A 23731-nucleotide genomic window follows, 5' to 3' on the forward strand; every position below is an offset into this window, starting at 1 on the left:
GTCGGCCTCTCACACCGTGGAACACCAGGCCGCCCCACCCGCGTGACAAGGCATGATGGGCAGAGTGCGGCTGTGAACAGCACCATTCAGAGGAGTAGTCGGAGATGAAGATCGGCATTGTCGGTGCCACCGGCCAGGTCGGCGGCGTGGTCCGCGAGATCCTGGCGGAGCGCGCTGGTCGTGAAGGTGGACTGGGCCCGGTGGAGCAGCTGCGGCTGTTCGCCTCGGCCCGCTCGGCCGGGCGCACGCTGCCCTGGCAGGGCACCGAGGTCACCGTCGAGGACGCGGCCACGGCCGACTACACCGGCCTGGACATCGTGATCTTCTCGGCCGGCGGCTCGACCTCCAAGGCCCTGGCCCCCAAGGCCGCCGCGGCCGGTGCCGTCGTGATCGACAACTCCTCCGCCTGGCGCCGCGACCCCGAGGTCCCGCTGGTCGTCTCCGAGGTCAACCCGGAGGCCATCGCGGACCGCCCCAAGGGCATCATCGCCAACCCGAACTGCACCACCATGGCCGCCATGCCCGTGCTGCGCCCGCTGCACGAGGAGGCCGGCCTGGCCGCGCTCGTCGTCTCCACCTACCAGGCCGTCTCCGGCAGCGGTGTGGCCGGCGTCGCCGAGCTCCAGGACCAGGCCGCCAAGGTCGTGGACGGCGCCGCCGCGCTCGCCCACGACGGCCGGGCCGTCGAGTTCCCGGAGCCCAAGGTCTACCAGCGGCCGATCGCCTTCAACGTGGTGCCGCTGGCCGGCTCCGTCGTGGACGACGGCTCCAACGAGACCGACGAGGAGCAGAAGCTCCGCCACGAGAGCCGCAAGATCCTCGGCATCCCGGAGCTGAAGGTCGCCGGCACCTGCGTGCGCGTCCCGGTCTTCTCCGGCCACTCGCTGCAGATCAACGCCCGCTTCGAGCGCCCGATCAGCCCCGAGCGCGCCGCCGAGCTGCTCAGCGGCGCCCCCGGCGTCGAGCTGTCCGACATCCCCACCCCGCTCCAGGCCGCCGGCCGGGACCCGAGCTACGTCGGCCGCATCCGGGTGGACGAGACGGTGGACAACGGGCTGTCGCTGTTCGTCTCGAACGACAATCTGCGCAAGGGCGCCGCGCTGAACGCCGTCCAGCTGGCCGAGCTGGTCGCCGCCGAGCTCAAGGGCTGACCGCCTCCGGTCGGGCGCCTTCGGTCGGGTGCCTCCGGTCGGGTGCCTCCGGTCGTGCTCAAGGGGCGGACCCCCTGGGCGGACCCCCGGGCCGGACCGTCGAACCGGACCGTCGGCGTCCTCCGGTCGGACCACCGCCGCGTGACCTCGGGCGGGCCTCGTCGTTGTACGGGGCCCGCCTTCGCTTTCGTTCGCCCCGCCTCGGGCAGGCTGTTGCGGGACCGGGACAACCGGCGAGGTTCGGCAGGCGAACCGCGGGTAAAAGGTGACCCAACGATCGGGCGACGACGGGGGCCCCTCACCTCGGCACGCCCGGACGGCGGGAGGATCGCCCATTCCCGAATCGACCCACCCCGACTGATTCCGAGGGCGAGCGAAAAGAGGTGCGCGATGGACCGCTGTGTCGTCCTGGTGGACGCCGGATATCTGCTGGGCGCCGCCGCCAGCCTGCTCGCCGGGGACCCGTCCCGGTCCAAGGTCACGGTGGACCACACGGCCCTGATCACCGCGCTGCGCGAGCGCGCCGAGGCCGAGACCGGCCTGCCGCTGCTGCGGATCTACTGGTTCGACGCCGCGCCCGACCGGCGCCCGATGCCCGAGCACCGGCGGCTGCGGGTGCTGCCCCGGGTCACCGTACGGCTCGGCGCGCTCACCCGGGCCGAGGGGCGCTGGGTGCAGAAGGGCGTGGACGCCGCGATGCACGCCGAACTCTCCGAACTCGCCCGCAACCGGGCCTGCGCCGACGTCGTGCTGATCACCGGCGACGGGGACCTGCTGCCCGGCATGATGACCGCCAAGGAACACGGGGTGGCCGTCCACCTGTGGGCCCTGCAGGCCGCCGACGGCGACTTCAACCAGTCCGAGGACCTGGTCGGCGAGGCGGACGAGCGGCGGGTGCTGGACCGGGAGTGGATCGAGGGGTCCTTCTCGCTGCGGGAGCACTCCAGCATGTTCCCGGCCCCGGGGGCCCGGCAGGAGATCGCCAAGATCCTCGCCGCCCCGCCCGCCGTACTGCCCACCGTGGTGCCACCGGTGGTCCGTCCGGCGGCGGCCGCGGCGACGGGCGCCGCGGCCGCCGTTTCGGCTTCGGCTCCGGGGGAAGCGGACCCCGCCGCCGACGGAGGGCCGCAGCCGGCCGCGGCCGCGCTCAAGGTCGTCCCGACACCGAAGGACCTGGCCGGGCGGGCCTCCTCCGTCACCCCGATCACCCCGGTCGCCAACGGCACCAACGGCCACGCGGCCAGCGGGCACGGCACGAACGGGCACGGCACCAACGGGCACGGCATGAACGGCCACGGCGTCAACGGGACCGGGGCCGTCGCGCAGGCCGGGCCGGTGCTGCGGTGGTCCTCCGACCGCGGCTGGGTGGACCGGCCCGCCCCGGAACCCGCCGTCACCGCCGGCGACAGCCTGCCCACCCTCGCCCAGCTCACCACCGCCGAGCAGCGCTGGGCCGACCGCGAGGAGGACATCACCTCCATCGGCGGCGACGCCCACGAAGTCGGGCAGGTCTTCGCCCGCCGCTGGAGCGAACGCGTCGGCGACGCCGAGAGACTCACCATGCTCTGGCCCGACTACCCGCGCATCCCGCACCGGGTGGACGGCGAGCTGCTGCGCTACGCCGCCCGCTTCGGGCTGCTGGCGCACAAGGACGACCAGATCGACGAGCACGACCGCTACGCGATCCGGGCCGGGTTCTGGAAGGAGCTGGCGGCCAGGGTGCCGGGCGGGTCGATGGTCGTCGACGACTGAGCCGGGCGGACGGTCGGGCCGGGGGCGGGCCGAGGGACGGGCCGCCCGCTGAACCGCCCCGAGGACGGAGCCGAGCCGACGGCCGGACCGACGACTGGGCCGACCGGTCGGCGGCCCGGGGGCCGGTAGGGCCCCGTTGTCCGGTTCGCCCGTATGAGCGCGTAGAGTCTTCGGTCGTGAACGAGACGGCCGGGCGAGCACCCGAGGAACCCCAGCCGTGCGCCGTCGTGCGCGACCTGGTCAGGACCTATCGCAGTGGCCGCGGCGCCGCCGCCACCGAGATCCGGGCCAACGACGGGATCAGCCTCACCGTCCGTACCGGCGAGATCTTCGGGCTGCTCGGGCCCAACGGAGCCGGGAAGTCGACGCTGGTGCGCCAGCTCACCGGGCTGCTGCGCCCCGACTCGGGATCCGTCGAACTCTTCGGCCACGACATCGTGCGGCACCCCGAGCGGGCCGCCCGGCTGCTCGGCTACCTCGGGCAGGAGTCCACCGCGCTGGACGAGCTGACGGTGGCGCTCGCCGCCGAGACCACCGGACGGCTGCGGGGACTCACCCGGGCGCAGGCCCGCGGCGCGGCCGCCGACGTGCTGGCGGAGCTCGGCCTGGAGCCGATCGCCACCCGGCCGCTCGCCAAGCTGTCCGGCGGACAGCGGCGGCTCGCCTGCGTCGCGGCCACCCTGGTGGGGGACCGGCCGCTGCTCGTCCTGGACGAGCCGACCACCGGCATGGACCCCGTCGCCCGGCGGGCCGTGTGGAGCGCCGTGGACCGGCGGCGCGCCGAGCGCGGGACGACCGTGCTGCTGGTCACCCACAACGTGATCGAGGCGGAGACGGTGCTCGACCGGGTCGCCGTCGTGGACGACGGCCGGGTGATCGCCTGCGACACACCTGGCGGGCTCAAGGCGCTGGTGGACGGCGACGTCCGGCTCGACCTGGTCTGGCGGGACGAGGCGCCGCTCGGGGTGCCCGCCGTCGCCGCGCTGCGCGAGCGGGCCGAGTGCACCGGCCGCCGCTGGACCGTCCGCACCACCCCCGAGCAGGCCCGCGAACTGGTCGCCGCCGTCACCACCGGCCCGGCCTTCGCCGCCCTCGACGACTTCACCCTCGCCACCCCGAGCCTTGAGGACGCGTACCTCAAGCTGGGCGGCCGCCACGGAGGACTGGCCAAGTGACGCTGCTCTCGGTGCCCCCGCGGACCGACTGGTCCACGGCCGCTCCCGCTCCGCTCGCCCCCGCGGCCAGGCTGCTGCCGGCGCTCGCGGCCGTCTACCGGGCGCAGCTCGCCCGGGCGCGGGTGGCGCGCATCCCGCTGCTGTTCGTGGCCACCTTCCAGTCCGTGGGCATCCTGGTGATGATGCGGGGCGTGGTGGACGCCGGGCAGACCTCGGAGGCGCGGTCGGTGGTCGCCGGGTCGAGCGTGCTGGTGGTGGCCTTCGTCGCGCTGAACCTGCTCGCCCAGTACTTCGGGAAGCTGCGCGCCACCGGCGGGCTCGACCACTACGCGACGCTGCCGGTGCCGGCCGCCTCGGTGGTGCTGGGGGCGGCCGGGGCGTACGCCTCCTTCACCCTGCCCGGGACGCTGGTCACGGCGGTGTTCGGGGCGGTCACCTTCGGGCTGCCGCTCGGGCAGCTGTGGGTGCTGCTGGCGGTCGTGCCGCTGGCCGGGGCCGCGCTGTCCGGGCTGGGAGCGGTCTGCGGGCTGCTGGCGCCGCGCCAGGAGATCGCGACGATGCTCGGGCAGCTCGGGATGTCGGCCGCGCTGCTGCTGGGCGTGCTGCCGGTGGAGCACCTGCCGCAGCCGGTGCAGTGGCTGCGGGACCTGCTGCCGTCCACGTACGGGGTGGACGCCTTCGCGCGGACGTTCGCGCCGGACCCGGACTGGGCGCTGGTACTCGGGGACCTGGCGGTCTGCGCGGGGGTGGGTGTGGTCTCGCTGGCGCTCGCCACCTGGGCGTACCGGCGGGCGGTCTCGCGGTAGGGCGTCCGGCGGCGGTGCCCGGGCCCGGCGGGTCGGTACAGCGGTCGGTACGGTGGTGGGTCGTTCGAGTGGCCGTCGTGACACGATGGGGCCTGTGACCGTACCGAACACACCTCCGGATCCCGCCCCCGCCGACGTGCACCGGGTGCACGACGTGCGCGACGAGCAGGCGGTGCCGGCCGCAGCGTCCGACCCGTTCGCGCCGCCGCACGGGGCCACCGCCCTCGGACACGGGACGACGACCCCGCTGGGGCAGCGGCTGCTGCCGGAGGCGCGGGTCGGGGCGGGGGTCGTGGTCGCCTGTCTGGTGGCCGGTCTGGTGGCGGCTGGGCTGTGGGCCTGGCTGGCGCCGAAGGTGCCGCTGGTGGTGGACGGGGACCGCATCCTCTACGCCGACCCCGAGGGGGAGCAGCGGGCCGGGGCCGACGCGGTGTTCGTGCTCATCGGCCTGGGCGCGGGGATCCTGACCGCGCTCGGGGCCTTCCTGGCCACCCGCAGGCGCGGCGGCGGCATCGCGGTCGCGCTGGGGCTGACCGTCGGCGGGCTGCTCGGATCGATCGGGGCCTGGCGGATCGGTCGCCGGCTCGGCCCGGGCAACGACCTGATCGCCGAGGCCCGGCGGGTCGGCAACGGTGGGCACTTCGACGCGGGCATCGACCTGGGGGCGCTGGGGGCGCTGCTGGTCTGGCCGATGGCGGCGATGGTGGTGCTGCTCCTGCTCTCGGCGGCGTTCGGGAAGCGGGAGGAGGACCCGCCGCCGTACTGGGCGCCGATCGCGCCGACGCCGCTGGGGGCGCCGTCGGCGGGGGCGCCGACGGGGCCGTGGGCCGGGCCGCTCCCGGGGACCGGGACCGGGACCGGGGCGGGGCCGGAGCCGGGGAGCGGTACGGGGCACTGACGCGCGCCCGTTCCCCGCACGCCTCGGCGCCCTGCGGGCCGGGGCGCTCGGGGCGGTCCCAGCGGGCTCAGCGGTTCCAGCGGGCTCAGCGGGCGATGGGGGCGGTGCGGGCCTGGGTGAGGGTGACGAGGTCGGCGGGGGCCAGTTCGACTTCGAGGCCCCGGCGGCCCGCCGAGACGTAGACGGTGGGGTGGCCGAGCGCGCTGGCGTCGACGACGGTCCGCAGCGGGCGGCGCTGGCCCAGCGGGGAGATGCCGCCGAGGACGTAGCCGCTGCTGCGCTCGGCGGCGGCCGGGTCGGCCATGGCGGCGCGCTTGCCGCCGACGGCCGCCGCCAGGGCCTTGAGGTCGAGCTGGCCGGCGACCGGGACCACGCCGACGGTGAGGGTGCCGTCCACGTCGGCGACCAGCGTCTTGAAGACCCGCGCGGGGGAGATGCCGAGGACCTCCGCGGCCTCGCCGCCGTAGGACGCGGCGGCCGGGTCGTGGTCGTAGGCGTGCACGGTGAACGGGACGGCGGCGGCTTCCAGGGCGACGGTGGCGGGTGTGCCCTGGCCGCCCTTCCTGGGCTTCTTGGCCATGTCGGGTCCTCGGGATCCTCGGTCAGTTGGGGCTGAAGCGCTGGCGGGTGAGGTCGGCGGCGGGCAGCGAGGGCAGCCAGCTGAGGACGGCCGTCTCGCGGCGCAGCAGGTCGAGTTCGGTGCGCAGCCGCTGGGCGTTGTCCGGGCAGGCGAGCAGCCGCTGCTTGACCGGGGTCTCGAACACCGAGGCGGCGGCGACCAGGTAGGAGAGCACCTGCGGGTCGTCCGGGAGGTCCTGGTGGCCGACGGTGCTGGCCTCGCGGGCGCCGGCCAGGCGCTTCTGGTAGACCCGGAACGCCCGCTCGACCTCGGAGGCCAACGCGCCGGAGCCCTCGCCGGGGCGCTCCTCGATCGGCTCGATCTCCCCGGTCAGGTACGGGCCGGAGACGTCCGCCGAGTGCAGCCGGAAGCGCGTGGTGCCGGTGACCAGCAGCTCGTAGCGGCCGTCCGGCCGGTGTTCGACCGAGGCGATGTCGGCGACGCAGCCGATGTGGAACATCGCCTCCAGCGGGTCCCCGGTGACGGTGCCCAGGCCGTCCAGCGGACCGGCCGGGCCCTCCTCGGGTCTGACCGGGGCGACCTCCCGGCCGTCCCTGATCGCGAGCACGCCGAACCGCCGGGGGGTGTCCTCGGACTGTTCGAGCAGGTCGGCGACGAGACGGCGGTAGCGCTCCTCGAAGACGTTCAGGGGCAGCACCAGGCCCGGGTAGAGCACGGTGTTCAGCGGGAAGAGCGGGAGCCGTTCTGTCACGGCGGACAGCGTAGTTCCCCGGACGGGGGCCTTGTCGCACGGTTATCGGGGTCGGCCGGTCGACGGGCCGCGCCGCCGACCGGCCGGCGGGCCCGCTCGGCCGGGCCCGCAGCCTTCCGCTCGGCCGGGCCGCCGCTTTCCGCCGACCCGCCGCCGGCTCAGCCGCGCTGGAGCATCCTGGTGGCGCCGGCCACCACCGTGGAGGCGAGCAACCAGCCGATCACGACCAGCCCGGCGGAGAGCCACTGGCTGAGGCCGCCGGGGTTCCAGCCGCCCTGGTTGAGGTCCACGATCGGCAGCAGCTGGTTGAGGGTGTACAGCACCGGGTTCCAGTGCGGCCGCTCGTCGGCCTTGAGCGGCTCCAGCGGGTGGGTGGCGAACCAGAGGCTGCCGAGGATCCAGGCGAGCAGCAGCCACAGGCCCGCCCGGCCGGGCCGGTAGCCGTAGCCGACGGTGGCGTCCTGGACGGCGCCCCAGACCCGGGCGGGCAGCGGCAGGGTGCTCCGGCGGCGGCGCTGCTTGGCGTACAGCACCTCGCGGGCGTCGTCGTCTGCGCCGTCGCGGCGCAGGGCGGCGGCGAGCTGCTCGTAGGACTCCGGCTGGAAGTCCACCGCGGAGCCCTCCAGCCAGGCGATCCGCCGCTGGACCGGGAAGGGGTCGACCGGGCGGAGGTTCTCGTAGACGAAGCCGGTGAGGCCCAGGTGCTTGCCGCGCGGCCAGGCCTCCGGGGTGTCGACCAGGTTGCCGACCCGCGCCCGGGAGAGCGAGACGGTGCCGGTGGGGCGGAACTTGCAGGTGAAGCGCAGTTCGGGGGTGTGGATGCGGCGCAGCGAGAGCTCGTCGTCACCCTCCAGGTGGAATTCGCCGGAGATCAGGCAGGCGCCGTCGAAGCGGCTGTCGGACAGCCGGACCCGGCCGAAGGCGCGGAAGGGGGTGATGGGGCCGTCGGGCGGCGGGGTCTCGCCGTAGCCGGAGCCGTAGTAGCCGCGCGAGCCGACCCAGCCGAGGTCGGCGGAACCGGTCAGGTAGAGGGTGTGGCCGACGGTGACCCGGACGGCGTTGAGGCAGGTGCGGTTGTGGTCCAGGTCGGCGCGCAGCTGGGCGCCGCGCAGCGAGAGCCGGCCGCCTATCCGGGCGGTGCGTATGCTCAACTCGCCCAGGGCTTCCAGGCGTTCGGCCTCGAAGTCCTGGTTGACGGTGATCCCGTCGGCGGAGACGGCGCGGCCGTGGCGGTCGCCGCCGACGACGGTCTGGTTGAGCAGCAGGTCGGTGCCGATCCGGGCGTCGGTGAGCCGGATGCCGTCGGGGACGCGGCAGCGGGCGAGGTGGAGGTCGCCGGTGGTGGAGACCCGGGAGGCCTCCAGGCGGGGGATCAGGCACTTCACGAAGCGCAGCGTGGAGGCCGCCGCCTCGGAGATGAGGATCTTGTGCTCGAAGCGGCAGTCGTGGAGCTCCACGTAGTCGCCGATGGCCGCGCCGGCCAGGTTGAGCGAGCCGGTGACCAGGACGCCGCTGAGGCGCAGCGAGGCGACCCGCCCGGGGGCGGGCTCCGGACGGACCAGCAGCAGGTGGGCGAGCGCCTCGGCGCGGACGGTGCGTTCCGGGCCCCAGACGACCTCGCCGAAGGCGTCGTCGGTGTCGGCTTCGCCACTGCGGAGGTCCAGGATCTCGCCTTGGTGGTAGGCCTCCCAGAGCGCGTGCTCGGTCTCGGTCCAGCTCTCCGGAGCGCGCTCCGCCATGGTTTTCCCCGTCCCCCCGGTCGTCTCGCCTTTCGTATCACGGACTGAAATGCGGGACCAGCGGTTCCGGCCACTCCTTACACTGGATGGCGTGATCTCTCGAATCGACCTCCGCGGCTCGCTCGACGACCCGCGTGACCTGCTGCCCCGTGCCGAGTTCGACGTCGCGGCCGCCCTGGAGAAGGTGCGGCCGATCGCCGAGGACGTACGCCATCGCGGGGTCGCGGCGCTGATCGAGATCACCGAGCGCTTCGACGGCGTCCGGCTGGAGTCGACCCGGGTCCCGGCCGAGCAGCTGACCGCCGCGCTGGAGACGCTGGACCCGAAGGTCCGCGCCGCGCTGGAGGAGTCGATCCGCCGGGCCCGCGCCGTGCACGCGGACCAGCGGCGCACCGGGCACACCACCCAGGTGGTGCCGGGCGGCACGGTCACCCAGCGCTGGGTGCCGGTCGAGCGGGTCGGCCTGTACGTGCCGGGCGGGCTGGCGGTCTACCCGTCCTCCGTGGTGATGAACGTGGTGCCCGCCCAGGCGGCCGGCGTCAAGGGCATCGCGGTCACCTCGCCGCCGCAGAAGGAGTTCGGGAGCCGCGTCCACCCGACCATCCTGGCGGCCTGCGCCCTGCTCGGCGTGGACGAGGTCTACAGCGTCGGCGGGGCCCAGGCGGTCGCGATGTTCGCCCTCGGCACCGAGGAGTGCGCGCCGGTGAACATGGTCACCGGCCCGGGCAACATCTACGTGGCCGCCGCCAAGCGCTACTTCGCCGGCCGGATCGGCATCGACTCCGAGGCCGGCCCGACCGAGATCGCCGTCCTCGCCGACGACAGCGCGCTGGCCTCCGACGTCGCCGCCGACCTGATCAGCCAGGCCGAGCACGGCCCGACCTCCGGCTCGGTGCTGGTCACCGACTCCCCGGAGCTGGCCGACGCGGTCGAGGCCGAGCTGGCCGTTCAGGTCGCGCGGACCAAGCACGGCGAGCGGGTGGCCGAGGCGCTGGGCGGCAAGCAGTCCGGCATCATCCTGGTCGACGACCTGGACCAGGGCCTCGCCGTCGTCAACGCGTACGCGGCCGAGCACCTGGAGATCCAGACCCGCGACGCGCACGCCGTGGCCGCCCGGGTGGTCAACGCCGGCGCGATCTTCATCGGCCGCTGGACCCCGGTCTCGCTGGGCGACTACGCGGCCGGCTCCAACCACGTGCTGCCGACCGGCGGCTGCGCCTGCCACTCCTCCGGGCTGTCGGTGCAGACCTTCCTGCGCGGCGTCCAGGTCGTGGAGTACGACCGGGAGGCGCTGGCGGACGTCGCCGCGCACGTGGTCACCCTGGCGAACGCCGAGGACCTGCCGGGGCACGGGGACGCGATCAAGGCCCGCTTCGACTGGACGGTTCCCGGCTCGTGACTCCTTCTCCGACTTCTCCGGCTTCCCCGACTCCTTCGACTCCTTCGGGTCCTTCGATCCCTTCGGCCGCCCCGGCGACCCGGATCGACGACCTGCCGATCCGGGACGAGCTGCGCGGCCAGTCCCCGTACGGCGCTCCGCAGCTGGACGTGCCCGTCCAGCTGAACACCAACGAGAACCCGTACCCGCTGCCCGAGGAGCTGGTCGCCCGGATCGCCGAGCGCGTCGCCGAGGCCGCCCGCGGGCTGAACCGCTACCCCGACCGGGACGCGGTCGAACTGCGCGAGGGCCTCGCCGCGTACCTCGCGAAGACCACCGGCTTCCCCGTCCGGCGTGAGCAGGTCTGGGCGGCCAACGGCTCCAACGAGGTGCTCCAGCAGCTGCTGCAGACCTTCGGCGGCCCCGGCCGCAGCGCCCTCGGCTTCGAGCCCTCGTACTCGATGCACGCGCTGATCTCCCGCGGCACCGGCACCGGCTGGATCTCCGGGCCGCGCAACGACGACTTCACCATCGACGTGGACGCCGCCGTCGCCGCCATCGCCGAGCACCGGCCGAACGTGGTCTTCATCTGCTCGCCCAACAACCCGACCGGCACCGCCGTGGACGCCGACACCGTGCTGCGGCTGTACGAGGCCGCGCAGGCCGCCCGGCCCAGCCTGGTGGTGGTGGACGAGGCGTACGTCGAGTTCTCGCACCGCGCCTCGCTGCTGCCGCTGATCGAGGGCCGCCCCAACCTGGTGGTCAGCCGCACCATGTCCAAGGCCTTCGGCGCGGCCGGGCTGCGCCTGGGCTACCTGGCCGCCGACCCGGCCGTGGTGGACGCGGTGCAGCTGGTGCGCCTGCCGTACCACCTGTCGGCCGTCACCCAGGCCACCGCGCTGGCCTGCCTGGAGCACACCGACACCCTGCTCGGGTACGTCGGACGGCTCAAGGAGGAGCGCGACCGGCTGGTCGACGCGCTGCGGGGGATGGGCCTGGAGGTCACCGACTCGGACGCCAACTTCGTCCAGTTCGGCCGCTTCGCCGACACCCACGCGGTGTGGCGGGCCATCCTCGACCAGGGGGTCCTGGTCCGCGACAACGGCGTCCCCGGGTGGCTGCGCGTCACCGCCGGCACGCCCGCCGAGAACGACGCCTTCCTGGACGCCGTCCGCACCGTGAGCAAGGAGCTGTAACCCCCATGTCCCGCATCGGACGCGTCGAGCGCACCACCAAGGAGACCTCGGTCCTGGTCGAGATAGACCTCGACGGCACCGGGAGGACCGACATCTCCACGGGCGTCGGCTTCTACGACCACATGCTCGACCAGCTCGGCCGGCACGGCCTGTTCGACCTCACCGTCAAGACCGACGGCGACCTGCACATCGACACCCACCACACCATCGAGGACACCGCCCTCGCGCTCGGCGCCGCCTTCAAGCAGGCGCTCGGCGACAAGGTGGGCATCTACCGCTTCGGCAACTGCACGGTGCCGCTGGACGAGTCGCTCGCCCAGGTCACCGTGGACCTCTCCGGCCGGCCGTACCTGGTGCACGCCGAGCCCGAGGGCATCGCGCCGATGATCGGCTCGTACGACACCACGATGACCCGGCACATCCTGGAGTCCTTCGTGGCCCAGGCGCAGATCGCGCTGCACGTCCACGTGCCGTACGGGCGCAACGCGCACCACATCGTGGAATGCCAGTTCAAGGCGCTCGCCCGGGCGCTGCGCTACGCCGCCGAGCGCGACCCGCGCGCGGCCGGAATCCTTCCGTCGACCAAGGGTGCGCTGTGAGCAATACCGCGATGATCCTCATCTTCGTCGGCCTCTTCCTGGCCGGCGGAGTCATCTCCTTCTGGAAGCAGAAGCACTCGAAGAGCGTCATCCTGGTGCTCGCCTTCGGCTCCGTGATGTGCCTGGCCTCCGGCCTGCTGCGCCTGTAGACCCGCCGCTCGCCGCATAGAGACTGGACACCTGAACATGGGCAAGAACGTCGTCGTCCTCGACTACGGCTCCGGCAACCTCCGCTCGGCGCAGCGCGCCCTGGAGCGGACCGGAGCGGACGTCACGGTCAGCTCCGACTACGACACCGCGATGGCCGCGGACGGCCTGCTCGTCCCCGGCGTGGGCGCCTTCGAGGCCTGCATGCGCGGACTCAAGTCGGTCCGCGGGGACTGGATCATCGGCCGCCGGCTCTCCGGAGGCCGACCGGTCATGGGCATCTGCGTCGGCATGCAGATCCTCTTCGAGAAGGGGGTCGAGCACGGCGTGGAGACGGCCGGCTGCGACGAGTGGCCGGGCACCGTGGAGCCGCTGGAGGCCCCCGTCGTCCCGCACATGGGCTGGAACACCGTGGACGCCCCCGAGGAGAGCCGGATGTTCGCCGGCCTCGACCCGCAGACCCACTTCTACTTCGTGCACTCCTACGGGGTGCGGCACTGGGAACTGGAGACCCACAGCGCGCGGATCAACCCGCCGCTGGTCACCTGGGCCACCCACGGGCAGCCGTTCGTCGCGGCCGTCGAGAACGGCCCGCTGTGGGCCACCCAGTTCCACCCCGAGAAGTCCGGCGACGCCGGCGCCGCCCTGCTGACCAACTGGGTCAACACCCTCTGACTTTCCGAGAGTTGGATCTCTGATGAGCCTCGAACTGCTGCCCGCCGTCGACGTCCGCGACGGCCAGGCCGTCCGCCTGGTCAAGGGTGCCTCCGGCACCGAGACCTCCTTCGGCGAGCCGCTCGCCGCCGCCCTCGCCTGGCAGAACGCCGGCGCCGAGTGGCTCCACCTGGTCGACCTCGACGCCGCCTTCGGCACCGGCTCCAACTACGAGCTGCTGCGCGAGGTCACCGGACAGCTGGACGTCAAGGTCGAGCTGTCCGGCGGCATCCGCGACGACGAGTCGCTCGCCCGCGCGCTCGCCACCGGCTGCACCCGGGTCAACCTCGGCACCGCCGCCCTGGAGGCCCCGGAGTGGGTCGCCAAGGCCATCGCCGAGCACGGCGACAAGATCGCCGTCGGCCTGGACGTCGTCGGCACCACCCTGCGCGGCCGCGGCTGGACCCGCGACGGCGGCCAGCTCTTCGACGTGCTGGAGCGGCTCAACGCGGAGGGCTGTGCCCGCTACGTCGTCACCGACGTCAACCGGGACGGCACCCTGACCGGCCCCAACCTCCAGCTGCTGCGCGACGTCTGCGCCGCGACGGACAAGCCCGTGGTCGCCTCCGGCGGCGTCTCCTCGCTCGACGACCTGCGGGCCATCGCCTCGCTCGTCGGCGAGGGTGTCGAGGGCGCCATCGTGGGCAAGGCACTCTACGAGCAGAAGTTCACCCTCGAAGAGGCCCTGGAGGCGGTTTCAGGATGACGGACGGTCGGATCGTACGCGACGGGGTCGTACGGGGCGAGGGCGTGCGGGACGGCGTCGCTCGGGGCGAGGGTGCGCGGGACGGCGTCGCTCGGGGCGAGGGTGCGCGGGGCGAGGGCGTGCACGGTGGCGTCGTGCGCGGCGGTGTCGTGCGTGGTCGGGTCGGCGGATTCTCCCCCTGGGAGGACGAGTTCGGCTACTCCCGGGCCGTCGCCGCGGGCGACCACGTGCATGTGGCCGGCTCCACCTCCTGGGTGGACGGCCGGATCGAGCACGAGGGCGACCCGTACCGGCAGACCCTCGCCGCGTTCGGCGTCGGGCTCAAGGCCCTGGCCGCGTACGGTCTGACCACCGACGACGTGGTCCGCACCCGGATGTACATCACCCACGTCCGCGACGCCGAGGAGGTGGGCCGCGCCCACCGCGAACTCTTCGACGCCGCACGCCCGGTGGCCACCATGGTGGTGGTCGACGGACTGATCGACTCCCGGATGCTGGTCGAGGTCGAACTCGACGCGTACCGATCCGGGCTGGCAAAGACCCTGGAAGCCCTGGAGGCTCCGGAAGCCCTGGAAGGCGAACGGCCGTGACCCTCGCAGTACGTGTCATCCCCTGCCTGGACGTGGACGCCGGGCGGGTGGTCAAGGGCGTCAACTTCCAGAACCTGCGCGACGCCGGCGACCCGGTCGAGATGGCCAAGCTCTACGACGCCGAAGGCGCCGACGAGTTGACCTTCCTCGACATCACCGCCTCCTCCGGCGACCGGGAGACCACCTACGACGTGGTCCGCCGCACCGCCGAGCAGGTCTTCATCCCGCTGACGGTGGGCGGCGGCATCCGCGCCGTCGAGGACGTCGACAAGCTGCTGCGGGCCGGCGCCGACAAGGTCGGCGTCAACACCGCGGCCATCGCCCGGCCCGAGCTGGTCCGCGAGATCGCCCAGCGGTTCGGGCGGCAGGTCCTGGTGCTCTCGGTGGACGCCCGGCGCTGCCCCGCCGGCGTGGAAACCCCTTCGGGCTTCGAGGTCACCACCCACGGCGGGCGGCAGGGCACCGGCCTGGACGCCGTCGAATGGGCGGGCCGCGCGGCCGAGTTGGGCGCGGGCGAGATCCTGCTCAACTCGATGGACGCGGACGGCACCAAGGACGGCTACGACCTGGAGATGATCCGGGCCGTCCGCCAGGCCGTCTCGGTGCCGGTGATCGCCTCCGGCGGCGCGGGCAAGCTCGCCGACTTCGCGCCGGCCGTGGACGCGGGCGCGGACGCGGTGCTGGCCGCCAGCGTGTTCCACTTCGGGGACCTGCGGATCGGCGAGGTCAAGGGCGCGCTGCGCGAGGCCGGTCACCCGGTGCGCTGAGGCTCCGTGCTGAGGCCTCGCGCTGAGGCTTCATGCGTGCCGAGGGCCCGCGGCTCCGGAACTCCCGGAACCGCGGGCCCTCGGCACGTGCGTCCGCTCCCGCGGTCACTCCCGGGGCTCGCCCTTGATCAGCGCGAAGGGGGCGCCGTTCGGGTCCGCCAGCCAGGCCAGCCGGCCGACGTTCTCCACGTCCGAGGCCGGCATCAGCACCGAGCCGCCGGCCGCCGTCGCCCTGGCGATCACCGCGTCCACGTCCTCGGTGGCGAAGTACGGCGTCCAGGCGGAGGGCTGCTCCGGGGACATCGTCGGGGCGATGCCGCCGAAGCTGGTCTCCTGCTGGTCGCCCTCGGCCGTGGAGAGCACCCGGTACGTCATGCCCGGCGAGGGCTCGAAGTTCTCCATCCGCCAGCCGAAGAGCTTCTCGTAGAAGGCGAAGGCGATGTCCTGGCCGGAGGTGTGCAGCTCGGACCAGACCAGCGCGCCCTCCTCGGAGACGACGTCCAGCCCGGTGGTGTTGCCGGCCTGCCAGACGGCGAACTCGGCGCCCGTCGGGTCGGTGAGGGCGGCGAACCGGCCCTCCTGCATCACGTCCGTCGGCGGCACCCGGACGGTGGCGCCGGCCTGCTCGGCGGCCTTGACGGTGGCGTCCGCGTCCCGGGTGCGGAAGTACGTCGTCCAGGCGGACCGCGCGCCCGGGTCGAGGTTGCCGAGGGCGCCGACGGTCCTGCCCTTCGACTGCAGGAAGCCGTAGCCGCCGGTTCCGGGAACCTCCAGGAAGGACCAGTCGAACACCTGGCCGTAGAACCGGGCGGTGACGGGGATGTCCGGGGTGCCCAGGTCGATCCAGCAGGGCGAGCCGATGGGGAAGTCGGTGGTGAGCATGTGCGGGTGCCCTTCGACGGAGGGTGACCGGCCGGCCCGGATCGGACCCCGGCCACCTGCGAGTCTGCACCCGGGCCCCGCCGTCCGCAGCCGGAGGCGGCGGGCCGACGGGACGCCGCCTGCGGCCGCGCGGGCTACCTCGGGGGCAGCGGCAGGACGTGGCGCAGGGCCTCGACGGCGTCCGGGGCGCCGTCCACGTCCAGGGTGGTCCGGGCGCCGCGGCCGTAGGTGAAGAGGACGAGCTCGGCGGGCTCGCCGGTCAGGCGGACGGCCGGAGCGCCCGCGGGGCCGACGGTGAGGGAACGGCCGTCGGGGTGGACGAGGGCCAGGCGGACGGGAGAGCGGCGGCCGGCCTCCAGGCGGGCGATGAGGGGCAGGCGGCGCCAGAGCGCCTCGGCGCGGCCCGGCGGGACGGGCTGCGGGGTCCAGTCCTCGGCCGCGCGCAGGACGTCCTCGGCGTGGACGTAGTACTCGACGGTGTTCGCCGCCTCGTCGGCGCCGGGCAGGGCGAACGGGGAGTAGACCGGCGGGCCGGCCCGGAACAGCCGCACCAGCTCCTCGTACGGCCGCTCGGCGTACCCGTCCTGCACCCGCTGCGTCCACCCGGCCAGCGCCCCGACCCGGATCCCGGCCGCCGCGTCGGGCCGGCGCTCGCGGATCACCAGGTGGGCGGCCAGGTCCCGGGTGGTCCATCCGGAACAGAGCGTGGGGGCCTCCGGCCCGGCGGCGATGAGCAGTTGGGCGAGCCGGTGACGTTCGGCGAGCGCGTGGTTCGACATGCCGTCAGCCTAGGGGCTTCATCCGAGTCGGAGGCGCTTCGTCCGAGTCATACGAGGAGGGCCGCGAAGCCGGCGCAGAGCAGCCGGACGCTCCGGGCGAACTTCTCGTCCTGGCTCAGGCGCGGCATCGACGGTCCCATGACCAGCGGGAACCGCTCGCACAGTTCGGCGTAGAGCTCGGCGGTGACGGGCGGTGGCGAGGCCGGCTGGTTCTGCTCCTGGAGGACGAAGCCGGTGACGTGGCTGAGCAGGGTGTCGGCGGCGATGCCGCCGTGCTCGGCGGGCAGGCCGGCGTCGAGGAGGGTGCGCAGCAGGCGTTCCATCAGGGAGAGGGCGCCGGTGCTGAGCATGCCGGGGCTCTCGGCGAGGAGCTGGGCGCCGCCGGGGTGCTGTTTGATGCTCAGCCGCAGGGCGGTGGCCTGTGCCCGGACGCGGTCCTGCCAGGGGGCGGTGGCCGCGAGGGCGTCCAGGGCTTCGGTGCCCGCGTCGTACGCCTGGCGGCAGACCCGGTCGGCCATCAGGGCGAGCAGCTCGTCCTTGCCGCGTACGTGGTAGTAGAGGCTGCCCGCGTGGGCGTCGAGGCGGTCGGCGACCTGGCGCATGGACAGGTTCTGGTAGCCGACCTCGGCGAAGACGGCCATGCCCGCGTCGACGATGCGGTCCTTGGTGAGCTTCATGCGTCTCACCGTACAGCGTTTTCCAACACTGTTCGAAAGCTGTGCTAGCTTTGCCCTGTCGGATTTTCGAACGGTGTTGGAAAACGCCGGAGCCGGGGGAGGGGCCAGTCATGGGGGCGATCGTCTTCAACGTGACCACAGCCGCACTGATGGTCATGATGGTCAACTGCGGGCTCGGTGCGGTGGGCCGCGACACCCTGCGCGGACGCCCGCTCCCGTGGGCGGCGATCGCCCTGACCGCGCTCGCCGTCGCCGGCGTCCTCCTCCAGCTCGGCTGGTCCGGCGCGATGGACGCGCTGGACGCGGACCCCGCCAAGGCCGGCTGGTGGCGCGAGCTCACCTCGGTGTTCATGCAGAACGGCGGCCTCCTCGGCGGACTGTGGAACCTCGTCACCCTCGCCGCCGTCGCCGCGCTCGCCCAGTGGTACTGGGGCGGTCCGCTCACCCTCGGCTTCTTCCTCGCCGGCATCCTGCTGCCCGGCCGCATCGACACCCTGCTCGGCTTCGGCGGCGGCCCCAGCACCGACCCGCGCAACTTCGCCGGCAGCTCCGGCGCCACCTACTTCCTCGGCGCCACCCTCGCCCTCGCCCTCCTCACCCGCACCCGCCTCCCCAAGGAACTCGCCCTGGCCGCCGGCGTGCCCGCGCTGGGCCTCGCGATGTGGCTGGCGCAGCAGAACGGCCACGGGCTGGTCTCCGTCTACGGCTTCGCCCTCGCGGCGGCCGCGTGGGCGCTCCGCAGCCGCCTGCCCCGCCCGGCCCGCCGGCCGGCGGCCTGACCCGGTCCGCCCCTGACCGGACCGCCCCAGTCGAGGGGCACCGGGGTGACCCGGTGGTCAAGCTCCCGAGCCATGGCGGGGATGACCGAGGACGGCCGGATCCGCGACCACGTCTTCGTCCACGGCGCCTGGCGCGACTCCCTCACCTACTCGATCGTGGAACACGAGTGGACGCCGATCGACGGCCTCGATGCGGTGGATGTGACGGTCCGGTCGGATTCCCTGTCCGGTTGCGAGACGGTTCGGGGACGGTGGAGGCGGGCGTGGCTTCGGTTTGGTGTGGCCTCTCGGTGCACCGAGAGGCCACACTCGAGACTCCTGCCGCTCTTCGCCTCGGGGTAGCGGCAGGACGCGGTGGGCGGCCCTCCGGTCTCCGGTGAACACTTGATTCCGTGAGCACTCATTCAGCCCGCTTCTCGGGGCCCCTCGGCCCCTTGGCCGCTCCTGTCGTGCGGAGGTTCTCTGAGGACGACTCGGTGGAGGCCCTCACCCGCCTGCTCCATCGTGCCTATGCCGATCACGCGGCGGCTGGTCGGGTCTTCTTCGCGTCGTACCAGTCTGTGGAGGACACGGGCAGCCGACTGAGAAGGGGGGAATGCTGGCTGGCCCTACAAGGGGCCGATGTGGTGGGAACTGTGACGGTGGCGGCCCCGTACGCTGCCCTGGACGGGTACCCGGCTCCCGTTGGGGCGGGCTCGTTCTGGCAACTCGCCGTGGATCCCGCGTATCAGGGGGCGGGCCTCGGGCGGCGGCTGTTGACCTTGGCGGAGGAACGCATCGTTGCACTCGGTTCCACGGTGGCTGTCATCGATACGTCGGCCGACGCCGTCGAGTTGGTCGGCTGGTACCGCAGGCGGGGGTACGCGCGAGTCGGGACGTGGCGGTGGGATGTGACCAACTACGAGAGCGTGGTCCTGCTGAAGGACCTGTCAGCGGTCTGACATCGGTGGTCGGCGCTTCCCCGACCCGGGGAAGCGCCGACGAACACATCCGGATCGGGCTTCGACTACTGGCCGAGAAGGCGGATCCCGTCCCGGGTGGCGATGGTGAGGGCCTCGTCCAGCGCTCCGGTGTGGCGTCCGCCGGCGCTGGCGAACCTTCCCTTGCCGCCGGCGCCGCCGCCGAGTGCGCGGGCGGCGCTGGTGACGATCCGGCCGCCGGAGGCGGCGAGCTGCTGGGCGCGGGTGCGCAGCTCGGCGTCGCGGAGGCGGGCGAGTTCCTGCTGGGCGGTGGTGAGGGTGTCGATGCCGTACCGGACGAATTCGTCTCCACCACCAAGGGGGCACTGACCGGCTACCTCGGCGATGGTCCGAGCATTTCCCTCGACTCATGGCAGGGATGACTCCGGTGTGGCCTCTCGGCATGCCGAGAGGCCACACCGGAATTCCGTCCATCTGAATAGCTTTTGTTCTCCTGAGGGCGTGTCCCGTGGCATCGCTGCAGGTGTGGGCGGCAGCCCGGATGAGGGGAGTTCGGCGAACTGCCTGCCGGGGAAGGGGTGGGTGGGCCATCCTCGTGGCCATGACCTCCGAGCAGTCGCCGTCCGCAGGCGGGCCCCGCCCGTCCCGCGGCCTGGTTCTCGCCGTTGCCGCCGTGCTGGTCGTCCTGCTCGCGGTGGTGGCCACCGCGGTGCTGTGGCCTGACGACAAGAAGCCGGCCGCCGCGCCGCCGCCGCCCACGCCGACTTCCACGGCCACCCAGACGCCGACACCCACCCCTACGCCCACGCCGCAGCCGCCGTACGCGTTCTTCCCGGTCGGTGCCTGCTTCGATCACCCGCAGCTGAGCCCGGTGATCACCAAGCCGGAGGAGCGCCCCTGTGCCGGGGAGCACGACGGCGAGGTGATCGCCGATCTCAAACTGGCCGACGGCATCACCGGCGACATCCCGCTGGCGCTTGCCATGCGCGACGGCTGCAAGGAGGTCGAAGCCGCCGCCAAGGCCCGCCAGGGTGACGGCAAGACCTACTACGGCCGCCAGTTCGGCCCTGCCATGGCCAACTACCAGCAGGGCTGGCGCGACTACACCTGCACCCTGGCCGCCGGCAACAAGCAGGGCGGCCCCAAGCTCACCGGGCAGCTGCGCCCGTGACGGCCGGGGGCGGTGGGGTGGGCTGACACAATGGGTTCATGTCCACCACACCCGCTGCTCCCGGCAGCACCGCCCTCGCCCCCGAGATCGCCGCGCGGCTCAAGCGCACCGAGGACGGCCTGATCCCGGCCGTCGCCCAGCAGTACGACACCGGCGAGGTGCTGATGCTCGGCTGGATGGACGACGAGGCGCTGCACCGCACCCTCACCACCGGCCGCTGCACCTACTGGAGCCGCAGCCGCCGCGAGTACTGGGTGAAGGGCGACACCTCGGGCCACGTCCAGGTGGTCAAGTCGGTGGCCCTGGACTGCGACGGCGACACCCTGCTGGTGAAGGTCGACCAGACCGGCGCGGCCTGCCACACCGGCGACCGCACCTGCTTCGACGCCGACGTGCTCCCGCTGTCCTGACCCCCGTCACTCCACAGAACTCAAGAAGGTGCCGCCCCGCATGGATCTCGAAGCCTTCCGCAAGCTCGCCGTCGACACCCGGGTCATCCCGGTCACCCGCAGGCTCCTCGCGGACGGCCTCACCCCGATCGGCCTCTACCGCAGCCTCGCCGAGGAGCGGCCCGGCACCTTCCTGCTGGAGTCCGCCGAGCAGGGCCGCAGCTGGTCGCGCTACTCCTTCGTCGGTGTGCGCAGTGCCGCCACGCTCACCGTCGGCCCGGACGGCGGGGCGCGCTGGCTCGGCACCCCGCCGGTCGGCATCCCCACCGACGGTGACCCGCTGGAGGTGCTGCGCGCCGCCCTGCAGGCCCTGCACACCCCGCGCCGGGAGGACGACGGCCTGCCCCCGCTCACCGGCGGCCTGGTCGGCTACCTCGGCTACGACGTCGTCCGCCGGCTGGAGAAGCTGCCCGACCTCAACCCGGACGACCTGGGCCTGCCCGAGCTGACCATGCTGCTCGCCACCGACCTCGCGGTGCTCGACCACGTCGACGGCACGGTGCTGCTGATCGCCAACGCCGTCAACCACAACGACCTGGCCAGCGGCGTGGACGAGGCCTGGGCGGACGCGGTGGCCCGGCTGGACGCGATGGAGGCCGAGCTGTTCAAGCCGGTCGACCCGGGCCTGGCCACCTTCACCCCGGCCGGCCCCGGCGAGGTGCACTCGCCGTTCGGCGGCGCGCCGTACCGGGCCGCGGTGGAGGAGATCAAGGAGCGGATCCGGGCCGGCGAGGCCTTCCAGGTGGTGCCCTCGCAGCGCTTCGAGGCGCCCTGCCCGGCCTCCGCGCTGGACGTCTACCGCGTGCTGCGCACCACCAACCCCAGCCCGTACATGTACCTGTTCCGCTTCCCCGGGCCGGACGGCGGGGCCGAGGGCGGCTTCGACGTGGTCGGCTCCAGCCCGGAGGCGCTGGTCAAGGTCACGGACGGCGAGGCGATGCTGCACCCGATCGCCGGGACCCGGCACCGCGGCGCCACCCCGCACGAGGACGCGGAGCTGGCCGCCGAGCTGCTCGCCGACCCCAAGGAGCGGGCCGAGCACCTGATGCTGGTGGACCTCGGCCGCAACGACCTCGGCCGGGTCTGCGAGCCGGGCAGCGTCGAGGTGGTCGACTTCATGCAGATCGAGCGCTACAGCCACGTGATGCACATCGTCTCGACGGTGACGGGCAAGGTCGCCCCGGGGCGCACCGCCTTCGACGTGCTGACCGCCTGCTTCCCGGCCGGCACCCTGTCCGGCGCGCCCAAGCCCCGGGCGATGCGGATCATCGAGGAGCTGGAGCCCACCCGCCGCGGCCTGTACGGCGGCTGCGTCGGCTACCTGGACTTCGCCGGCGACTCGGACACCGCGATCGCGATCCGCACCGCGGTGCTGCGCGACGGCACCGCGTACGTGCAGGCCGGCGCGGGCGTGGTCGCCGACTCGGACCCGCACGGCGAGGACACCGAGTGCCGCAACAAGGCGGCCGCCGTGCTGCGGGCCGTCGCCACCGCCAATACGCTGCGGAGGCCGGAACTGTCCTGAGGTGCGAGGAGGCGGCCGGGATGCCCGAGGTGCCGTACGACGAGCTGCGCTGGGCGGTCGTGCTCGGCGCCGCCGGACAGCTCGGCGAGCAGCCGGCGGGTCACGGCCGGGTGCTGTCCGGGGTGGCGGTGGACTTCCCGGCCGCACCGGGCGGCCCCGCCCGGGGCGCGGGGGAGTCGGTGGTGCTCGCCCCGGACCTGGCCGTGCTCGCCCGGGACGCGGTGCGGGGCGGGCGGGGCCGGTTCGCCGCGGCCGGGGTCGAGGCGGTGCTGGAGGTGGCCCGGCCGGGCCTGGCCGAGGCGGCGAGGGCGTACGCGCGCAGCGGTGTGCCGCTGTACGTGGTGGTCGATCCGGTGTCGGCGGTCTGCACCGTGCACACCGCGCCGTCACCCGAGGGGGTGTACCGGGAGGCCGAGCGGGTGCCGTTCGGCAACGACCTGTTCCTGCCGCTCGGCGGGCGCACGGTGGTGCTGCGGACGGACGACTTCCCCACCTGACGTCCCGCCCCCGCCCCCGCCCCGCCCCGCCCGCCGCCCCGTACCTGGCCGGACCCTGTTCCCCACCCCCGGGTACGGACCCGGGCGTCGGCCGGGGGATAGTGGACGGGTGACCGCTGAGCAGACACCCGCCCCCGTCAACCCCGGCCGCCGCACCTTCGGCGTGATGCTGCTGTTGACCGTGCTGAGCGCCGTGCTGGTGCTGACCGCGGTCGGGCGGACCTGGGCCGAGGGCCGGGCGGGCACCCTGGACGTGTCTGTCAGCGGCGGCAAGATCTCCGAACTGCCCGGCGGGCTGGCCCTGGTGGGCCTCGCCGCGGCCGTCGCGGTGTTCGCGGTGCGCGGCGTCGGACGGCTGGCCGTCGGCGCGCTGACCCTGCTGGCCGGGCTCGGCGTGGCCGCCGCCTCGGTGGCCGGGGCGGGCGACACCGCCGCGCTGGACGCCGAGGCCGCCCGCAAGCTGGCGCTGACCGGCTCGGCGGCCACCGAGGTCGCGCACAGCGCCTGGCCCTGGGTCGCGCTGGCCGGCGGGCTGCTGCTCGCCCTGGCCGGTCTGTTCACCCTGCGCTACGGCCGGGGCTGGCCCGCCATGGGCAGCCGCTACGAGGCGCCGACCCGCAAGGCCCCGGCGAAGGCGGACACGCCGGGAGACCTGTGGAAGGCCCTCGACCGCGGCGAGGACCCGACCGCGGTGTGAGCTGCGCGCATGTGACGCGATAGACCCACCACCCGCTTTGGGCCACCGGTGTGTGGCCCGGCACAATGGAACCCGTCAACCCGCCGGCGGCCCCGCAGGCCCGGCCGGGCCCCGAGAGCCAAGGAGCACCACTCAGATGGCAGCAGCAGCACACGGCCACACCCCCGCCGCCTGGACCGGCGTCGTCATCTCCTTCGTCGGCTTCGGCGTCGCGGGCGTCGCGATGATCCTGCCGTCGGTGCTGCTCGTCTGGGTCGGCCTGGCGGTCGTCCTGGCCGGCGGCGTGGTCGGCAAGGCCATGTCCATCGCGGGCATGGGCCAGCAGGCCAGCACCAACGTCTACAAGTCGGTCGAGGAGCAGGTCGCGGCCCGCGAGGCCCGTGCCGCCGTCGCCGCGGCCTGACGA

The 23731-nt window shown here is 73.8% G+C and carries 29 protein-coding genes; 22 read left to right on the forward strand and 7 right to left on the reverse strand.

From position 1 onward, the window contains the following. Positions 1 to 104 precede the first annotated feature (104 nt). The 5 genes from ACFWP2_RS01995 (at position 105) to ACFWP2_RS02015 (ending at position 5782) form a co-directional block, all read left to right on the forward strand. Entirely contained in the window at positions 105 to 1151 is a 1047-nt protein-coding gene (locus ACFWP2_RS01995; RefSeq protein ID WP_380447268.1) for an aspartate-semialdehyde dehydrogenase, read from the forward strand. A 390-nt stretch (positions 1152 to 1541) separates the two neighbouring features. After that, on the forward strand, positions 1542 to 2903 hold the full coding sequence (locus ACFWP2_RS02000) for an NYN domain-containing protein (protein WP_380447270.1): 1362 nt from the start codon (positions 1542 to 1544) through the stop codon (positions 2901 to 2903). A 176-nt stretch (positions 2904 to 3079) separates the two neighbouring features. Beyond that, on the forward strand, positions 3080 to 4078 hold the full coding sequence (locus tag ACFWP2_RS02005) for an ABC transporter ATP-binding protein (RefSeq protein ID WP_380447272.1): 999 nt from the start codon (positions 3080 to 3082) through the stop codon (positions 4076 to 4078). Next, positions 4075 to 4884, forward strand: coding sequence for an ABC transporter permease (locus ACFWP2_RS02010; RefSeq protein ID WP_380447274.1), 810 nt, complete (start codon positions 4075 to 4077; stop codon positions 4882 to 4884). The genes ACFWP2_RS02005 and ACFWP2_RS02010 overlap by 4 nt, the downstream gene beginning before the upstream one ends. Before the next feature lie 94 nt (positions 4885 to 4978). Then, positions 4979 to 5782, forward strand: a complete 804-nt coding sequence (locus ACFWP2_RS02015; protein ID WP_380447276.1) for a hypothetical protein — start codon at positions 4979 to 4981, stop codon at positions 5780 to 5782. A gap of 85 nt (positions 5783 to 5867) precedes the next feature. On the opposite strand, the gene ybaK is transcribed toward ACFWP2_RS02015, so the two are convergent. The 3 genes from ybaK to ACFWP2_RS02030 all read right to left on the reverse strand — a co-directional run bounded on the left by ybaK (position 5868) and on the right by ACFWP2_RS02030 (position 8852). Beyond that, positions 5868 to 6362, reverse strand: coding sequence for a Cys-tRNA(Pro) deacylase (gene ybaK / locus ACFWP2_RS02020; protein WP_380447278.1), 495 nt, complete (start codon positions 6360 to 6362; stop codon positions 5868 to 5870). A gap of 22 nt (positions 6363 to 6384) precedes the next feature. Then, on the reverse strand, positions 6385 to 7113 hold the full coding sequence (locus tag ACFWP2_RS02025; protein ID WP_380447280.1) for an LON peptidase substrate-binding domain-containing protein: 729 nt from the start codon (positions 7111 to 7113) through the stop codon (positions 6385 to 6387). Between the two features lie 158 nt (positions 7114 to 7271). Continuing rightward, positions 7272 to 8852: an oxidoreductase gene (locus tag ACFWP2_RS02030; RefSeq protein WP_380447282.1), complete on the reverse strand. Its 1581-nt coding sequence runs from the start codon at positions 8850 to 8852 to the stop codon at positions 7272 to 7274. 91 nt (positions 8853 to 8943) lie between these two features. On the opposite strand from ACFWP2_RS02030, the gene hisD reads away from it, so the two are divergent. Genes hisD through priA form a run of 6 tightly spaced genes read left to right on the forward strand, consistent with a single transcriptional unit; the run spans position 8944 to position 13592 of the window. Further along, positions 8944 to 10251 carry a histidinol dehydrogenase gene (gene hisD, locus ACFWP2_RS02035; protein WP_380447284.1) on the forward strand — a complete coding sequence of 436 codons (1308 nt, stop codon included), beginning with the start codon at positions 8944 to 8946 and terminating at the stop codon, positions 10249 to 10251. 56 nt (positions 10252 to 10307) lie between these two features. Next, entirely contained in the window at positions 10308 to 11426 is a 1119-nt protein-coding gene (locus ACFWP2_RS02040; protein WP_380447502.1) for a histidinol-phosphate transaminase, read from the forward strand. A 5-nt stretch (positions 11427 to 11431) separates the two neighbouring features. Continuing rightward, the gene (hisB, locus tag ACFWP2_RS02045; protein ID WP_380447286.1) at positions 11432 to 12025 is read left to right on the forward strand and encodes an imidazoleglycerol-phosphate dehydratase HisB; all 594 of its coding nucleotides are present in this window, start codon (positions 11432 to 11434) and stop codon (positions 12023 to 12025) included. Then, positions 12022 to 12174: a hypothetical protein gene (locus ACFWP2_RS02050; protein WP_359908297.1), complete on the forward strand. Its 153-nt coding sequence runs from the start codon at positions 12022 to 12024 to the stop codon at positions 12172 to 12174. Before hisB ends, ACFWP2_RS02050 begins: the two co-directional genes overlap by 4 nt. Positions 12175 to 12211: 37 nt before the next feature. Next, complete coding sequence (hisH, locus tag ACFWP2_RS02055) at positions 12212 to 12847, forward strand: imidazole glycerol phosphate synthase subunit HisH (RefSeq protein ID WP_380447288.1); 636 nt, start codon at positions 12212 to 12214, stop codon at positions 12845 to 12847. 19 nt (positions 12848 to 12866) lie between these two features. Next, complete coding sequence (gene priA, locus ACFWP2_RS02060; protein ID WP_380447504.1) at positions 12867 to 13592, forward strand: bifunctional 1-(5-phosphoribosyl)-5-((5-phosphoribosylamino)methylideneamino)imidazole-4-carboxamide isomerase/phosphoribosylanthranilate isomerase PriA; 726 nt, start codon at positions 12867 to 12869, stop codon at positions 13590 to 13592. Here the strand turns inward: priA and ACFWP2_RS02065 are convergent. Then, positions 13541 to 13825 carry a hypothetical protein gene (locus ACFWP2_RS02065; protein ID WP_380447290.1) on the reverse strand — a complete coding sequence of 95 codons (285 nt, stop codon included), beginning with the start codon at positions 13823 to 13825 and terminating at the stop codon, positions 13541 to 13543. The two genes, priA and ACFWP2_RS02065, sit on opposite strands and share 52 nt — an antisense overlap. Between ACFWP2_RS02065 and ACFWP2_RS02070 the strand changes: the two genes are divergently transcribed. Continuing rightward, positions 13826 to 14182, forward strand: coding sequence for a Rid family hydrolase (locus tag ACFWP2_RS02070; RefSeq protein ID WP_380447292.1), 357 nt, complete (start codon positions 13826 to 13828; stop codon positions 14180 to 14182). Continuing rightward, the gene (gene hisF, locus ACFWP2_RS02075; RefSeq protein WP_380447294.1) at positions 14179 to 14949 is read left to right on the forward strand and encodes an imidazole glycerol phosphate synthase subunit HisF; all 771 of its coding nucleotides are present in this window, start codon (positions 14179 to 14181) and stop codon (positions 14947 to 14949) included. The genes ACFWP2_RS02070 and hisF overlap by 4 nt, the downstream gene beginning before the upstream one ends. A gap of 105 nt (positions 14950 to 15054) precedes the next feature. Here hisF and ACFWP2_RS02080 read toward each other — a convergent pair whose 3' ends face one another. The 3 genes from ACFWP2_RS02080 to ACFWP2_RS02090 all read right to left on the reverse strand — a co-directional run bounded on the left by ACFWP2_RS02080 (position 15055) and on the right by ACFWP2_RS02090 (position 17287). Beyond that, positions 15055 to 15831 (reverse strand): VOC family protein, encoded by a 777-nt coding sequence (locus ACFWP2_RS02080; protein ID WP_380447296.1) that lies wholly within the window; start codon positions 15829 to 15831, stop codon positions 15055 to 15057. Between the two features lie 134 nt (positions 15832 to 15965). After that, the gene (locus ACFWP2_RS02085) at positions 15966 to 16610 is read right to left on the reverse strand and encodes a TIGR03085 family metal-binding protein (protein WP_380447298.1); all 645 of its coding nucleotides are present in this window, start codon (positions 16608 to 16610) and stop codon (positions 15966 to 15968) included. 47 nt (positions 16611 to 16657) lie between these two features. Next, positions 16658 to 17287 carry a TetR/AcrR family transcriptional regulator gene (locus ACFWP2_RS02090; RefSeq protein WP_380447300.1) on the reverse strand — a complete coding sequence of 210 codons (630 nt, stop codon included), beginning with the start codon at positions 17285 to 17287 and terminating at the stop codon, positions 16658 to 16660. A 131-nt stretch (positions 17288 to 17418) separates the two neighbouring features. Here ACFWP2_RS02090 and ACFWP2_RS02095 point away from each other — a divergent pair, with 131 nt between their 5' ends. The 9 genes from ACFWP2_RS02095 (at position 17419) to ACFWP2_RS02135 (ending at position 23728) form a co-directional block, all read left to right on the forward strand. Then, on the forward strand, positions 17419 to 18066 hold the full coding sequence (locus ACFWP2_RS02095) for a hypothetical protein (protein ID WP_380447302.1): 648 nt from the start codon (positions 17419 to 17421) through the stop codon (positions 18064 to 18066). A 476-nt stretch (positions 18067 to 18542) separates the two neighbouring features. Then, positions 18543 to 19007, forward strand: coding sequence for a GNAT family N-acetyltransferase (locus ACFWP2_RS02100; RefSeq protein WP_380447304.1), 465 nt, complete (start codon positions 18543 to 18545; stop codon positions 19005 to 19007). Positions 19008 to 19012: 5 nt separating this feature from the next. Further along, positions 19013 to 19408, forward strand: a complete 396-nt coding sequence (locus tag ACFWP2_RS02105; protein WP_380447306.1) for a hypothetical protein — start codon at positions 19013 to 19015, stop codon at positions 19406 to 19408. A gap of 179 nt (positions 19409 to 19587) precedes the next feature. Beyond that, a complete protein-coding gene (locus ACFWP2_RS02110) occupies positions 19588 to 20157 on the forward strand; it encodes a hypothetical protein (RefSeq protein ID WP_380447308.1) in 570 nt (189 codons plus the stop codon). A gap of 38 nt (positions 20158 to 20195) precedes the next feature. Then, complete coding sequence (gene hisI, locus ACFWP2_RS02115) at positions 20196 to 20567, forward strand: phosphoribosyl-AMP cyclohydrolase (protein ID WP_380447310.1); 372 nt, start codon at positions 20196 to 20198, stop codon at positions 20565 to 20567. 40 nt (positions 20568 to 20607) lie between these two features. Continuing rightward, positions 20608 to 22131: an anthranilate synthase component I gene (locus ACFWP2_RS02120; protein WP_380447312.1), complete on the forward strand. Its 1524-nt coding sequence runs from the start codon at positions 20608 to 20610 to the stop codon at positions 22129 to 22131. A gap of 20 nt (positions 22132 to 22151) precedes the next feature. Continuing rightward, positions 22152 to 22628, forward strand: coding sequence for a Uma2 family endonuclease (locus tag ACFWP2_RS02125; protein WP_380447314.1), 477 nt, complete (start codon positions 22152 to 22154; stop codon positions 22626 to 22628). A gap of 109 nt (positions 22629 to 22737) precedes the next feature. After that, positions 22738 to 23325, forward strand: a complete 588-nt coding sequence (locus ACFWP2_RS02130) for a TIGR02234 family membrane protein (RefSeq protein ID WP_380447316.1) — start codon at positions 22738 to 22740, stop codon at positions 23323 to 23325. 136 nt (positions 23326 to 23461) lie between these two features. Then, the gene (locus ACFWP2_RS02135; RefSeq protein WP_380447318.1) at positions 23462 to 23728 is read left to right on the forward strand and encodes an HGxxPAAW family protein; all 267 of its coding nucleotides are present in this window, start codon (positions 23462 to 23464) and stop codon (positions 23726 to 23728) included. The last annotated feature ends 3 nt before the right edge of the window (positions 23729 to 23731 follow it).

It is taken from the genome of Kitasatospora sp. NPDC058444 (genome assembly GCF_042721415.1).
Classification (GTDB): domain Bacteria; phylum Actinomycetota; class Actinomycetes; order Streptomycetales; family Streptomycetaceae; genus Kitasatospora.

Coding starts and splice junctions, on each gene's coding strand:
- ACFWP2_RS01995 (WP_380447268.1), top strand. CDS start 105: ATGAAGATCGGCATTGTCGGTGCCACCGGCCAGGTCGGCGGCGTGGTC.
- ACFWP2_RS02000 (WP_380447270.1), top strand. CDS start 1,542: ATGGACCGCTGTGTCGTCCTGGTGGACGCCGGATATCTGCTGGGCGCC.
- ybaK (WP_380447278.1), bottom strand. CDS start 6,362: ATGGCCAAGAAGCCCAGGAAGGGCGGCCAGGGCACACCCGCCACCGTC.
- ACFWP2_RS02030 (WP_380447282.1), bottom strand. CDS start 8,852: ATGGCGGAGCGCGCTCCGGAGAGCTGGACCGAGACCGAGCACGCGCTC.
- hisB (WP_380447286.1), top strand. CDS start 11,432: ATGTCCCGCATCGGACGCGTCGAGCGCACCACCAAGGAGACCTCGGTC.
- hisH (WP_380447288.1), top strand. CDS start 12,212: ATGGGCAAGAACGTCGTCGTCCTCGACTACGGCTCCGGCAACCTCCGC.
- ACFWP2_RS02065 (WP_380447290.1), bottom strand. CDS start 13,825: ATGCACGTGGTCGCCCGCGGCGACGGCCCGGGAGTAGCCGAACTCGTC.
- ACFWP2_RS02080 (WP_380447296.1), bottom strand. CDS start 15,831: ATGCTCACCACCGACTTCCCCATCGGCTCGCCCTGCTGGATCGACCTG.
- ACFWP2_RS02085 (WP_380447298.1), bottom strand. CDS start 16,610: ATGTCGAACCACGCGCTCGCCGAACGTCACCGGCTCGCCCAACTGCTC.
- ACFWP2_RS02090 (WP_380447300.1), bottom strand. CDS start 17,287: ATGAAGCTCACCAAGGACCGCATCGTCGACGCGGGCATGGCCGTCTTC.
- ACFWP2_RS02110 (WP_380447308.1), top strand. CDS start 19,588: ATGACCTCCGAGCAGTCGCCGTCCGCAGGCGGGCCCCGCCCGTCCCGC.
- hisI (WP_380447310.1), top strand. CDS start 20,196: ATGTCCACCACACCCGCTGCTCCCGGCAGCACCGCCCTCGCCCCCGAG.
- ACFWP2_RS02120 (WP_380447312.1), top strand. CDS start 20,608: ATGGATCTCGAAGCCTTCCGCAAGCTCGCCGTCGACACCCGGGTCATC.
- ACFWP2_RS02125 (WP_380447314.1), top strand. CDS start 22,152: ATGCCCGAGGTGCCGTACGACGAGCTGCGCTGGGCGGTCGTGCTCGGC.
- ACFWP2_RS02135 (WP_380447318.1), top strand. CDS start 23,462: ATGGCAGCAGCAGCACACGGCCACACCCCCGCCGCCTGGACCGGCGTC.